The sequence below is a fragment of the Rugamonas sp. DEMB1 genome (assembly GCF_029834475.1).
Classification (GTDB): Bacteria; Pseudomonadota; Gammaproteobacteria; order Burkholderiales; family Burkholderiaceae_D; genus Rugamonas; species Rugamonas rubra.
Window position 1 is genome coordinate 5,924,766 of sequence record NZ_CP122407.1, and the last position, 12,460, is coordinate 5,937,225.

The 12,460-nt window shown below is 60.9% G+C and carries 12 protein-coding genes; 1 reads left to right on the forward strand and 11 read right to left on the reverse strand.

The features are described from left to right. Window positions 1-61: 61 nt before the first annotated feature. The 11 genes from QC826_RS27340 to rpsL form a co-directional block, all read right to left on the reverse strand. Window positions 62-253 carry a hypothetical protein gene (locus QC826_RS27340; protein ID WP_279763248.1) on the reverse strand — a complete coding sequence of 64 codons (192 nt, stop codon included), beginning with the start codon at window positions 251-253 and terminating at the stop codon, window positions 62-64. Window positions 254-306: 53 nt separating this feature from the next. Further along, a complete protein-coding gene (locus QC826_RS27345) occupies window positions 307-492 on the reverse strand; it encodes a hypothetical protein (RefSeq protein ID WP_279763249.1) in 186 nt (61 codons plus the stop codon). Window positions 493-560: 68 nt separating this feature from the next. Then, a complete protein-coding gene (locus tag QC826_RS27350) occupies window positions 561-752 on the reverse strand; it encodes a hypothetical protein (protein WP_093390439.1) in 192 nt (63 codons plus the stop codon). Between the two features lie 100 nt (window positions 753-852). Next, window positions 853-1,248: a glutaredoxin family protein gene (locus QC826_RS27355; RefSeq protein WP_279763250.1), complete on the reverse strand. Its 396-nt coding sequence runs from the start codon at window positions 1,246-1,248 to the stop codon at window positions 853-855. 225 nt (window positions 1,249-1,473) lie between these two features. Next, entirely contained in the window at window positions 1,474-1,671 is a 198-nt protein-coding gene (locus QC826_RS27360) for a hypothetical protein (protein WP_279763251.1), read from the reverse strand. A 266-nt stretch (window positions 1,672-1,937) separates the two neighbouring features. Beyond that, the gene (locus QC826_RS27365; RefSeq protein WP_279763252.1) at window positions 1,938-4,742 is read right to left on the reverse strand and encodes a TonB-dependent receptor plug domain-containing protein; all 2,805 of its coding nucleotides are present in this window, start codon (window positions 4,740-4,742) and stop codon (window positions 1,938-1,940) included. Between the two features lie 299 nt (window positions 4,743-5,041). Continuing rightward, window positions 5,042-5,359, reverse strand: coding sequence for a 30S ribosomal protein S10 (gene rpsJ / locus QC826_RS27370; RefSeq protein WP_038497056.1), 318 nt, complete (start codon window positions 5,357-5,359; stop codon window positions 5,042-5,044). A gap of 188 nt (window positions 5,360-5,547) precedes the next feature. Then, complete coding sequence (tuf, locus tag QC826_RS27375) at window positions 5,548-6,738, reverse strand: elongation factor Tu (protein ID WP_279763253.1); 1,191 nt, start codon at window positions 6,736-6,738, stop codon at window positions 5,548-5,550. 72 nt (window positions 6,739-6,810) lie between these two features. Beyond that, window positions 6,811-8,916: an elongation factor G gene (gene fusA, locus QC826_RS27380; protein ID WP_093390889.1), complete on the reverse strand. Its 2,106-nt coding sequence runs from the start codon at window positions 8,914-8,916 to the stop codon at window positions 6,811-6,813. 111 nt (window positions 8,917-9,027) lie between these two features. Further along, window positions 9,028-9,498: a 30S ribosomal protein S7 gene (rpsG, locus tag QC826_RS27385; protein ID WP_093390887.1), complete on the reverse strand. Its 471-nt coding sequence runs from the start codon at window positions 9,496-9,498 to the stop codon at window positions 9,028-9,030. 145 nt (window positions 9,499-9,643) lie between these two features. After that, window positions 9,644-10,027 (reverse strand): 30S ribosomal protein S12, encoded by a 384-nt coding sequence (gene rpsL / locus QC826_RS27390; RefSeq protein WP_025603541.1) that lies wholly within the window; start codon window positions 10,025-10,027, stop codon window positions 9,644-9,646. Window positions 10,028-10,343: 316 nt separating this feature from the next. Between rpsL and QC826_RS27395 the strand changes: the two genes are divergently transcribed. After that, a complete protein-coding gene (locus QC826_RS27395; protein WP_279763254.1) occupies window positions 10,344-12,422 on the forward strand; it encodes a phosphoethanolamine transferase in 2,079 nt (692 codons plus the stop codon). Window positions 12,423-12,460 lie beyond the last annotated feature (38 nt).

Genomic DNA, 12,460 nt, shown 5'->3' on the forward strand with positions numbered 1-12,460 from the left:
TGAGATAGACAACGGGGTGATGGGCCGGCGCGCACGCGCCGGCCCCGGCTTACTCTTACTCTTACTCGTCACGCAAGCAGAAGTGGCGGCACGCGGTCAGCGTGTCGTTGCACTGCGGGCCGCCGTTGTGGCTGACGCAGTAGCGCCATTCGGCCTGGCATTGGTTCAGGCACCAGTTGCCGCCGGCGTAGGCGGTGGCGGTCGAGCCGCCCAGGCCGAGGGCGAACATAAACAGGGTCAGTTTCAGCTTCATCGGTCATTCTCCAATTGTGGGTTCGAACGCGGCGGCGCGGCGCCAGGAAGCGCTCAGTTATGGTTGGAGCAGTCGGCGCGGCACTGGTACCAATCGTCTTTGCATTCCAGGCTGCCCGGCTGCTTCGCCAGGCAAGCCTGGTACTTGAGGTCGCATCGGTAGTGGCAGTACGGGTCGGCGTTGGCCAGCGAGCAACCCAGGCCGAGCGCAAACAGGAACAAGGCAATTCCCTTTTTCATCTTTTGTAGTCCTTAAAAAGGTCGAATCATAGGGACAATGGCGGCCGCTGCGGCGGCCGCCGCGATGCCTATTCGGCGCCGATGCACTCTTCCCGGCACTGTTGGCGCTCGGCGGCGCAGACCTCGCTCGGCTGCGACTTCAGGCAGTACTTGTAGACGGCGTTGCAACCCTGCAGGCACTCCCAGTTGGGCGGGCGGGCGTTGGCGGCGGAAGCTCCCAGGCCAAGGGCGAACAGGAACAGCGACAATTTCACTTTCATGGTGCGTCTCCAGATGGCGAATCGGACGGACGGATACAGGCCGGGCGCGCCGTCCGCACGCCCTGCCCGCCACAGCGGTGTTGCGATGTGTTCTAGCGGCTCAGGCGCCGGGCTTGCTGGCGCGCTTGAGCGCGTCCTCGATGGCGGCCTGGTTGAAGCCGGCGATGCGGCGGTTGCCGATCAGGATGACGGGCACGCCCTCGCCGTCGAGGCGCTTGAACTCCTCGCGGGCCTTGCTGGAGTCCTCGATGTCGAAGTCGGCGAAGGCGATGTTCTGGCCGCGCAGGAAGTCGCGTGTCTTGGCGCAATAGGGGCAGTGCTTGGTGCCGTAGACCACCACCTGGGTCTTGGCGTCGGGGAAGTAGGCGGCGTAGTTGCCCTCGGTGTAGGGCGATTTGAGCCATTGTGGGGCGTGCACGGCGACGTAGCCGGCGCCGAGGCCGGCGCCAAGCACCAGCAGATAGGAAACGGTTTGCTTCAGTTTCTGGATCAACATGTCGACTCGGCCTTGTTTCCGATGGTGAGACCGCCGATGGGCGTGCCGGTGCGGCGCGCGGCGGGAACATCAGGGCGCGCTCCGATCGGGAACCGCCCTGCCCTCGCCGATTTCGCCTACCTATATGAAATCGGCATATCAATATTACCTAAAATATACTTTTAGTAAAGATATATGAATTCGAGTTGCGTATTTACTACGCCGACCGCGCGCGGCCGGAACCGATCACAGGGCGTCGCAGGCGTCTTGGCAATAGGTGAGCTGCTCGATGCACCAAGGGTCGGGAGCGTCCGATACCGGCCCGTTGCAGCGCTCGTAGGACCTGTTGCAATCGGCCAGGCATTGCTCCCGTGGCGTGTCGGCATACACCGTCGCGCTGCCGAGGCCGAGGGCGAACATGAACAAAAGTGGCTTGATCTTCATTGCGGACTCTCCAAAGTTGACGATGTGGACTTGCTTGCAGGTGCTGCCGGAGCGCTGCTCGACGTGCGCACCGGCACGCCGGCGTCCAGGCAAAAGCTGCATGGGCATATGAAGTTAACATAGGAGAATTACCAAAACAATACTTTTAATAAATAGGTATTGTTGATGGTTGCGAAATTGGTACGCTCTTCGCGGCGGACCGGCAAGAACCAAAAAAAAAACCAGGCACGGCGTGCCTGGTTTTTCAGCCCTCGAGTTGCAGGGAATTAGAACGAGTAGGACGCGTTCGCCGCGAAGGTGCGCGGCTGCAGCAGATAGTCGGTGCGACGCCAGGCGACCGGCGAATCCTGATGCAACAAGTTGTTGATGTAGAAGCTCAACTTGACGTTCTTGATGCCCGAGTAGGTCACGCTGTAGTCGACCGTGGTGTTGCTGCGCACCCGTTCGCAGGCCGACATGTTTTCGGCGGAAACCTTCTGCGTGACGCAGTAGGTTGGCGACGCCTCGTTGTTGTTGGCATAGCCGCCGGTGTAGTTGACCGTCACGCTGTTGTCGAAGTCGCCCGATTTCAGCGAGCTGCGCAACTTCATGTTCAGGCGCGCCTCGCCGTCGTAGTTGCCGACGGTGCTAGCGCTGTAGGCGTTGTCGGAGACGCTGAAGTTCTGGTAGTTCAGGGCGTAGGCACCCTCGAGCTTGACCTTCACGTCGCCGATGTCCTTCAGCGTGAAGCGGCTGGTGATGTCGAAGTCGAAGCCGGAAGCGCGCGTCTTGCCGGAGTTGACATACGGGTTGTACACCAGGCCCAGCTTGCCGACGCCCTGGAAGTTGGTGGTGTTGCCCGGAGCGTACTTCTTGACCAGCGCCAGGAACTCGTTGTCGGTGCCGCTGTTGTCGACGCGCAGCAGTTGGCCGTCCGGCAGCGAAGCTTCGCCCTTCAGGATGTCGACGGTGGTGCGGGTGCCGATTTCGTTCTTGCGCTCGATGTTGTAGTAGTCGAGTGCGAAGGTCAGGCTCTTGATCGGCTCGAACACCAGGCCCAGCGTGTACGAACGCGAGGTTTCCGGCTTCAGGTCGGGGTTCGACTTGACGAAGCCCGGCAGCGCGCCCGAGCAATCGTTGCTCTGGTAGGTGTTGGCCAGTTGCTTGTCGCTGGTGGTCGCGCTCGGCGAATCCTGCACCAGCTTGTTCAGCGCGGCGGCGGTTGGGCAGCGGCGCGGGCCCTCCACCTTGTTGGAGACCGAACTACGGCCCAGACCGTTGCCCGATTCGACGATGTTCGGCGCGCGGAAGCCGCCGGCGGCCGTGGCGCGCAGCAACAACGAGTCGGTGGCGTTGACGCGCAGGCCCAGCTTAGGCGAGAGGTGGGCCTCGGTGCCGCTGGTCTTGTCGGCGCGCAGGGCGGCGCTCAGCTCGACGCGCTTGATCACCGGAATGGTGGCTTCGCCGAACACGGCGTACTGGCTGACGCGGTCCTTGACCTGCAGGCCGAAGATGCCGATCAGGTCGCCGTTGAGCACGTTGTCCGAACTCTTCATTTCGTAGGATTCGCGACGCAGGTTGGTGCCCAGCGCGATGCTCAGCGGACCGGCCGGCAGTTGCGCCACTTCGCCCGTGACGGTGGCGTCGAAGAAGGAGATGGTCGACTTGCCCTCGGTGGTGCGGACCGGGAACATCGACTCCAGCAGGGCCGGATCGTTTTGCTGGCCGAACTTGTAGGTGCCGTTGACGATCGCGTCGGTGTAGCCTTTGGCGCTGGCGGCGCGGGTCGACTTGCTGGCCGACGAGGTCATGTAGCCGACCGCCGATTTCCAGTCGAAGTCGCCGAGCGAGCCGTTCAAGGCCAGCATGGCGCGGGTTTGGTCCGACTCGGTGCGGTTGAAGTTGAAGCCGTTGCCGGTGTCCATCAGGCGGGCGCGGAACTCGGTCGGCGTGCTGTATGGATTGTTCGGGTGGCCGACCGGCAGTTTCGGATAGAAGAACGGGCCGACCATCTTGCCGCCGACGGCGTTGTACCAGATGTTGCTGGTGGTGGTGGCGACGCCCAGGTTGGTGTGCAGCGGCGCAACGAGGTATTCGCTGGTGGCGCCGGCGGTGGTGATCTCGAAATTGGCGTCGATGTCCTTGCCGATTTTGAAATGGGTGTTGCTGACGGCGGCATAGCGCTTGTTGTTCGTGTTCAGGCCGGTGTACGGGATGACGTCGAATTTGCACTGTTTGTCGGCCGGGTCGATCTGGTCGGCCGGGCAGCCGGGCGCGGCGACGATGTTGGTCGCGCTGCGGAAGTAGTTGCCGGTCGGCGAGTAGCCGCTCTTGGCGTCCCAGGTCGAGTGGCTAGGCGTCTTGCGGTACCAGGCCGGGATGCTGTTGGCCAGCTCGCCGGTGGTGTAGCCGTCGCGCTTGTAGCCCTCGAAGGTGATGTAGGTGTTGAAGCCCTGCTTGTCGATGTCGCCGTAGCCGTAGATGGCCGAGGCGCTGCGGTTGCGGCGGTCCTGGAAGCCGTCGGTGGCCTCGTAGTTGACCGACACCTTGCCGCCCTCGAAGTCCTTGCGCAGGATGATGTTGATGACGCCGGCGATGGCGTCGGAGCCGTAGATGGCGGAGGCGCCGTCCTTCAGGATCTCGATGCGCTCGATGGCCTCGGCGGCGATGGCGTCGAGGTTGGTGAAGTTTTGTTGCGCGCCGTCGGACAGGCCGTAGGGGGCGATGCGGCGGCCGTTGACCAGCACCAAGGTGGCGACCTTGCCCAGGCCGCGCATGCCGACGCCGGACGAGCCGGTGGCGAAGCCGCCCGAGCTGGCGGTGGTCGAGCTGATGTCGGTGCTGATCGCGCTCGACGACATCAGGATGCCCAGGGCGGTGTGCTCGCCGGTGCGCTCGATGTCGCCGCGGCTGAGGATCTGGATCGAACCGGCCGCCTCGGAGGCGGTGCGCTTGATGCTACTGCCGGTGATCTCGATGCGTTGGATTTTTTGCTCGCCGGCGGCCGCTTGTTGCGCCGAGGCGTAGGGCGAAAACGCCAGCGTCAATGCCAGTGCGATGGCGCTTTTCTTCAAAACAGGTAAATGACTCAAGACTACTCCCGGGTGAATTTTTCATATAAAAGTTCCGCGTGTTCGCCAAGGCCTTCTTGTTGTAAAAGTAGCCTGGTTTTTCACGCAACCCCGAAATGTCTCACACCGTTACCGAAAATAAAAGACTTTCAGCTTGATATTGTCGATATTTTCTAATTTGGAAGAAATACTGTTGCTTTTTGGAACGGACGACCCGCCGCACCGGCGCCGCCATGAAAAAAGGGGCCGGGCGGGTTCGCGATGCGAACCGGCCCGGCCCCTTCTTGAACCGGCGGGACACCCCGCCGGTTCGGCAATGATTATTGCAGTTTGATTTCGACGTCAACACCAGCTGGCAGGTCCAGCTTCATCAGCGCGTCGACGGTCTTGTCGGTAGGATCAACGATGTCCATCAGACGCTGGTGGGTGCGGATCTCGAACTGGTCGCGCGAGGTCTTGTTGACGTGTGGCGAACGCAGAACGTCGAAACGCTGGATGCGGGTTGGCAGGGGTACTGGACCCTTGACCACGGCGCCGGTGCGCTTAGCGGTTTCGACGATTTCCAGAGCGGATTGGTCGATCAGCTTGTAGTCGAAAGCTTTCAGACGGATACGGATTTTTTGATTTGGGGTCGACATGGTATTTCCTTAAAAGAACGAACCGCGGCGGCTGGCGCGCGGCAATAAGTAAAAAAACTACCTTGATACTGCTAGGGACGACATGATAGCACCAAAATGCGCGCCGTTCTCAGCAGCTCGATAAAAAAGGGCAGCGCCGCGAGCGGCCCTGCCCTTTTCATCTATCGCTAGTTCTTAAAAATCAAGAATTAAGCAATGATTTTTGCAACCACGCCGGCGCCGACGGTACGACCGCCTTCACGGATAGCGAAGCGCAGGCCTTCTTCCATGGCGATCGGGTTGATCAACTTGACGGTGATCGACACGTTGTCGCCTGGCATGACCATTTCTTTGTCCGCTGGCAGTTCGATCGAACCGGTCACGTCGGTGGTACGGAAGTAGAACTGTGGACGATAGTTGTTGAAGAACGGGGTGTGGCGACCGCCTTCGTCTTTCGACAGCACATAGATCTCGCCGGTGAAGTGGTTGTGCGGCTTGATCGAACCTGGCTTGGCCAGAACTTGACCACGCTGGACATCTTCACGCTTGGTGCCGCGCAGCAGCAGACCGACGTTGTCGCCAGCCATACCCTGGTCCAGCAGCTTGCGGAACATTTCCACGCCGGTGCAGATGGTTTTGACGGTGTCGGTGATGCCGACGATTTCGATTTCTTCGCCGACTTTGATGATACCGCGCTCGATACGGCCGGTAACAACGGTGCCGCGACCCGAGATCGAGAACACGTCTTCCACTGGCATCAGGAAGGCGCCGTCAACAGCGCGCTCTGGCGTAGGGATGTACGAATCGAGCGCTTCGGCCAGTTGCATGATGGCTTGCTCGCCCATTGGGCCGGTGTCGCCGTCCAGTGCCATACGTGCCGAACCTTTGACGATTGGCAGGTCGTCGCCTGGGAAATCGTATTTCGACAACAGCTCGCGCACTTCCATTTCGACCAGTTCCAGCAGTTCCGCGTCGTCGACCAGGTCGCACTTGTTCAGGAACACGATGATGTATGGAACGCCAACTTGGCGGGCCAGCAGGATGTGCTCGCGGGTCTGTGGCATTGGGCCGTCAGCTGCGGAGCAAACCAGGATCGCGCCGTCCATCTGTGCCGCGCCGGTGATCATGTTTTTGATGTAATCGGCGTGGCCTGGGCAGTCAACGTGAGCGTAGTGGCGCGCTGCGGTTTCGTACTCGACGTGGGCGGTGTTGATGGTGATGCCGCGTGCTTTTTCTTCCGGAGCTGCATCGATCTGGTCGTATGCTTTAGCTTCGCCGCCGAATTTCTTCGACAGAACGGTTGCGATCGCAGCGGTCAGGGTGGTTTTACCGTGGTCGACGTGGCCGATGGTGCCGACGTTGACGTGCGGCTTGGTCCGTTCGAATTTCTCTTTTGCCATTTTATTCTTCCTTAGAACATTGTTTTAGATATGCGGCCCGGGGGATCCCCCCGGCCGCAAAAAATACAAAAATTACTTGGCTTTCGCGGTAACGATTGCGTCGGTAACGTGCTTAGGCGCTTCCGAGTAGTGCTTGAATTCCATCGTGTAGGTAGCGCGACCCTGCGTTGCGGAACGCAGCGAGGTCGAGTAACCGAACATTTCGGACAGCGGCACTTCGGCTTTGATGATCTTGCCACCACCGCCTGGGATCTCGTCCATGCCCTGCACCATACCGCGGCGGGACGACAGATCGCCCATCACGGTACCGGCGTAGTCTTCCGGCGTTTCCACTTCCACAGCCATCATTGGCTCCAGAATGACTGGCGACGCTTTGCGGCAACCGTCTTTGAAGGCCATCGAAGCGGCCATCTGGAACGCGTTTTCGTTCGAGTCCACGTCGTGGTACGAACCGAAGAACAGCGTGACCTTGACGTCGACCACTGGGTAGCCGGCCAACACGCCGGTGTTCAGCGTGCCGCGCACACCCTTTTCAACCGCAGGGATGTATTCGCGTGGAACGGTGCCGCCCTTGATGGCGTCAACGAACTCGAAGCCCTTGCCCGGTTCTTGCGGCTCGATCTTCAGAACCACGTGACCGTATTGACCACGACCACCCGATTGCTTGACGAACTTGCCTTCGGACTCTTCGCAGGTCTTGCGGATCGTTTCGCGGTAGGCCACTTGTGGCTTGCCGACGGTCGCTTCGACGCCGAATTCGCGCTTCATGCGGTCAACGATAATTTCCAGGTGAAGCTCGCCCATACCACCGATGATGGTCTGGCCCGATTCTTCATCGGTCTTGACGCGGAACGAAGGATCTTCCTGTGCCAGGCGGTTCAGCGCCAAGCCCATTTTTTCCTGGTCGACCTTGGTCTTAGGTTCCACGGCCTGTTGAATCACCGGCTCAGGGAAGACCATTTTTTCCAGCGTGATGATCGACGATGGATCGCACAGGGTTTCGCCCGTGGTCGCGTCTTTCAGACCAACCGCAGCGGCGATGTCGCCGGCGTGCACTTCTTTGATCTCTTCGCGTTGGTTGGCGTGCATCTGCAGAATACGGCCAAGACGTTCCTTCTTGTTCTTGATCGGATTGTAGACGGTGTCGCCCGACTTGATGGTGCCCGAGTAGACGCGGAAGAAGATCAGCTGGCCGACGAACGGGTCGGTCATGATCTTGAAGGCCAGCGCCGAGAACTTCTCGGTGTCTTCAGCCTTGCGGCTGGTCGGCTGGTCGTCCTCGTCCATACCTTGAACCGGCTTGATGTCGACCGGCGATGGCAGGTACTCGATCACGCCGTCCAGCATGGCTTGCACGCCCTTGTTCTTGAAGGCGGTGCCGCACATCATTGGAACGATTTCCGAAGCGAGGGTACGGGCGCGGATGGCGGCCTTGATCTCGGCTTCGTTCAGGTCGCCCTCTTCCAGGTACTTGTTCATCAGTTCGTCGCTGGACTCGGCGGCGGCTTCGACCATCTTCAGGCGCCACTCGGCGGCCTGCTCGGCCAGCTCGGCCGGGATTTCACGGTAGTCGAACTTCATGCCCTGGGACGCGTCGTCCCAATAGATCGCCTTCATCTTGACCAGGTCGACCACGCCGAGGAAGTTCTCTTCGGCGCCGATCGGGATCTGCAGAGGAATCGGGTTCGCCTTCAGGCGGGCACGCATCTGCTCGTAAACTTTGAAGAAGTTCGCGCCGGTACGGTCCATCTTGTTGACGAAGGCCAGACGTGGCACTTTGTACTTGTTGGCCTGACGCCATACGGTTTCCGACTGTGGCTGAACACCGCCCACTGCGCAGTAAACCATGCAAGCGCCGTCGAGCACGCGCATCGAGCGTTCGACTTCAATGGTGAAGTCGACGTGGCCCGGGGTGTCGATGATGTTGATGTGGTGCTCTGGGAAGTTGTTAGCCATCCCTTTCCAGAAGCAGGTGGTCGCTGCGGAGGTAATCGTGATACCGCGCTCTTGTTCCTGCTCCATCCAGTCCATCGTGGCGGCGCCATCGTGGACTTCACCGATCTTGTGGTTCACGCCCGTGTAGAACAGAACGCGCTCGGTGGTGGTCGTCTTACCTGCATCGATGTGAGCGGAAATACCGATATTGCGGTAGCGCTCAATGGGGGTCTTGCGGGCCATAATTAATCCTAAATCTTTTAATGGACAAAACCGAGCACCATTTTTTGACAAAATGAGCCCGGCCTCGAACAACAGATAACAGCCAAGTCCCGAAAGACCCGGCCGATTTTATTAGAAGCGGAAGTGCGAGAACGCCTTGTTCGCTTCAGCCATGCGGTGCACTTCATCACGCTTTTTCATTGCGCCGCCACGGCCTTCGGCCGCTTCCATCAGCTCGCCACCGAGACGCTGTGGCATGGATTTTTCGCTACGTTTGTTCGCGGCTTCGCGCAACCAACGCATCGACAGAGCCATACGACGGACTGGGCGAACTTCGACCGGCACCTGGTAGTTTGCACCACCGACGCGACGGGATTTCACCTCAACGAGCGGCTTGGCGTTGCTGATCGCGGTAGCGAACACTTCGAGCGGATCCTTGCCCGATTTAGCAGCGATGTGCTCGAAGGCACCGTAGATGATGTTTTCTGCGACCGATTTTTTACCGGACAGCATCAGCACGTTTACAAACTTGGCGACATCAGTGTTGCCGAATTTTGGATCTGGCAAAATTTCGCGCTTGGGTACTTCACGACGACGTGGCATATCAATTCCTTTCAATCTTCAGTTGAGGTGCGCTTTATCGCACACTCGCGGACGGCCATCATAGCCCCCCACTTACTCGACCAGATGCGGTCGACTACATTCACTTAGCCTACTGCCACTGAGCGAAACTTGGTTTACAACTCGATTACTTCTTACCAGCCTTAGCGCGCTTGGTACCGTATTTCGAGCGAGCTTGCTTACGGTCTTTGACGCCCTGGGTATCCAGTGCACCGCGAACCATGTGGTAACGCACACCCGGCAAATCCTTAACACGACCGCCGCGCAGCAGAACAACGCTGTGCTCTTGCAGGTTGTGGCCTTCGCCGCCGATGTACGAAATGACTTCGAAACCGTTGGTCAGGCGAACCTTGGCTACTTTACGCAGCGCCGAGTTAGGCTTTTTAGGGGTGGTGGTGTAAACACGGGTGCAAACGCCACGTTTTTGCGGGCTGTTTTCCAGCGCCGGCGATTTGCTCTTCACGGTCAAAGCGACACGTGGATTGCGAATCAGTTGATTGATGGTTGGCATCGTTCTAAATCCAACAAAATTACAACGTTGATAACCCGGACGGATGTCCGGGGACTAAAACCTAGTCTCGATTTCCTATGCACGGTAGAGGCGCGAACAGCCACTCACGTTGGAGCGGCCACAAAGAGCGTATACGATGTGCAGAATAAATTGAGAACTCGCGAGTATAGACGTGGACTAGCTTGCAGTCAATCTAATTCGCGGCGGACGGCGGCTGGCGCCACGGCCGAGGAGTGTTGCGCGGGGTGCGCAAAAGCTAACTGTCGCCCCGGGAAAGCACAGATAATAGCAGACATTTTTGCCACCTCCGGATTCTATGCGCGTTTCCCTCCGGCCGCTGTTGCGTCCCGCCCCCCTGTTCCTGCTCGCCAGCTACTTGCTGCTCAGCCTCCTGCCCTGGGTGCCGCTGCTGCTCGGCCGCGCGGTCGAGCGCGGCGGCCAGATCGCCGCCGTCGAGCTGATCGCCTGGCTGGCGGTGTGGGCCGTGTTGCAGCGCCCGGCCTGGTTCCACTGCTTGTTGTTGCCGGCCTTCCTGGCCGCGCCGACCGAGCTGTATCTATTTGTCTTCTACGGCCAGGGCATCTCCACCCACCACCTCGGCATCATCGCCGAGACCAGCCCGAAGGAGGCGCTGGAGTTCCTCGGCCAGAAGGTGTGGCTGATGGGCGGCGTGATGCTCGGCGTCTGTGTCTGGTGGCTGCTGGCCGGCTGGGCCGCCAGCCGCACCCGCGCGCTGGACTGGCGCGGCCGCAGCCGCTGGGCCGCGCTGGCGGCGCTGCTGCTGCTGGCCGGCGGCTGGGCCTACGGCTGGGAGTTCGGCATCAGCGCCAAGCCGGCCGGCGGCGGCCACGGCGCCGGCGCGGCGCACGCGGCCAGCCTGGCGGCGGCCGGCGCGGCCCCGGCCGGCAGTGCCGTCTCGGCCGCCAAGGCGAGCCCGGGCAGCGGCGTGGCGGCCGGCGGCGTGGGCAGCGGCGCGGCAACGGCTTCGGCCCCGGCATCTGCTTCGGCTTCGGCTTCGGCTTCGGCTTCGGCCGTCAGCGTGGCCGCCTCCGGCTTCGGCGACGACGCCGACGACGAGTCCGACGAAGGCGAGGAGGACGCCGTCGAGGACAGCAGCCCGCAACACGTCGCCGTCGCGGCGGCGCACCGCACCGGCTGGAAGCTGGCGCCGCTGCCGTGGTGGGCGCGCTCGCCGATCGAGTTCGAGGCGATCGGCGGCGCCTGGCCGTTCGGCCTGATGGTGCGCGGCATCGACTTCTATAAGGAGCGCCACTACCTGGCCGAGCTGGGCCAGCGCAGCAGCAGCTTCACCTTCAAGGCGCACCAGCCGACGCCCAACCGCGATCCCGAGCTGGTGGTGATGGTGATCGGCGAATCGTCGCGCTACGACCGCTGGAGCCTGAACGGCTACGAGCGCGAGACCAATCCCCTGCTCAAGCGCGAGGCCAACCTGGTGACGCTGCCGGACGTGATCACGGCGGTGTCGGCGACGCGCCTGTCGGTGCCGGTGATGATCTCGCGCAAGCCGTCGATGCAGAGCCTGAAGGACGGCTTCTCGGAGAAGTCCTTCCTGACCGCCTACAAGGAGGCCGGCTTCAAGACCTACTGGTTGTCGAACCAGATCTCCTTCGGCCAGTTCGACACGCCGGTGTCGGTGTTCGCCAAGGAGGCCGACGTGATCCAGTTCCTCAACCTGGGCGGCTTCACCAACAACTCCAACTTCGACCAGATCCTGCTCGACCCGCTGAAGAACGCGCTGGCCGATCCGGCGCCGAAGAAGCTGATCGTGCTGCACTCGCTGGGCAGCCACTGGAACTACAGCCAGCGCTATCCACAGGCCTTCGACAAGTGGCAGCCCTCGCTGTACGGCGTCGACAGGCCGGTCTACACCGACACCAAGATCAAGCCGCAGCTGAACAACAGCTACGACAGCTCGATCCTCTACACCGACTGGTTCCTGTCGCAAGTGATCGGCCAGTTGAAGGACGGCGGCCGGCTGGCCTCGATGATGTACGTGGCCGACCACGGCCAGACGCTGTACGACGGCACCTGCAACCTGGCCTTCCACGGCCACAACACGCAGTTCGAGTTCCACGTGCCGGCGCTGGTCTGGTATTCCGACCAGTACCGCGCCCGCTATCCGGACAAGGTCAAGCAGCTGCTGCGCCACCGCAAGGCCAGGCTGGCGACGGAGAACGTGTTCCACACCCTGCTCGACCTGGGCGACATCGACTACGACGGCGAGCGGCTGGAATGGAGCTTCATCAACAAGCAGTTCAAGCAGCACAAGCGCTACGTCGACAGCTACGGCTGGACCAACTACGACAACGCCACCATCAAGGGCGACTGCCGCGAGGTGATCGACAAGAGCAAGCCGCTCAAGCAGGAGAAGTGAGGCCACCCCGCCAAACACTCCGTGGCGGGCAGGCGCGG

What these genes read in the sequence shown, in the direction of transcription:
- rpsL (WP_025603541.1), bottom strand. Translation starts at nt 10,027, where the DNA reads ATGCCAACCATCAATCAACTGATTCGCAATCCACGTGTCGCTTTGACC.
- QC826_RS27340 (WP_279763248.1), bottom strand. Translation starts at nt 253, where the DNA reads ATGAAGCTGAAACTGACCCTGTTTATGTTCGCCCTCGGCCTGGGCGGC.
- QC826_RS27345 (WP_279763249.1), bottom strand. Translation starts at nt 492, where the DNA reads ATGAAAAAGGGAATTGCCTTGTTCCTGTTTGCGCTCGGCCTGGGTTGC.
- QC826_RS27350 (WP_093390439.1), bottom strand. Translation starts at nt 752, where the DNA reads ATGAAAGTGAAATTGTCGCTGTTCCTGTTCGCCCTTGGCCTGGGAGCT.
- rpsG (WP_093390887.1), bottom strand. Translation starts at nt 9,498, where the DNA reads ATGCCACGTCGTCGTGAAGTACCCAAGCGCGAAATTTTGCCAGATCCA.
- QC826_RS27395 (WP_279763254.1), top strand. Translation starts at nt 10,344, where the DNA reads ATGCGCGTTTCCCTCCGGCCGCTGTTGCGTCCCGCCCCCCTGTTCCTG.
- tuf (WP_279763253.1), bottom strand. Translation starts at nt 6,738, where the DNA reads ATGGCAAAAGAGAAATTCGAACGGACCAAGCCGCACGTCAACGTCGGC.
- QC826_RS27360 (WP_279763251.1), bottom strand. Translation starts at nt 1,671, where the DNA reads ATGAAGATCAAGCCACTTTTGTTCATGTTCGCCCTCGGCCTCGGCAGC.
- QC826_RS27355 (WP_279763250.1), bottom strand. Translation starts at nt 1,248, where the DNA reads ATGTTGATCCAGAAACTGAAGCAAACCGTTTCCTATCTGCTGGTGCTT.
- rpsJ (WP_038497056.1), bottom strand. Translation starts at nt 5,359, where the DNA reads ATGTCGACCCCAAATCAAAAAATCCGTATCCGTCTGAAAGCTTTCGAC.
- fusA (WP_093390889.1), bottom strand. Translation starts at nt 8,916, where the DNA reads ATGGCCCGCAAGACCCCCATTGAGCGCTACCGCAATATCGGTATTTCC.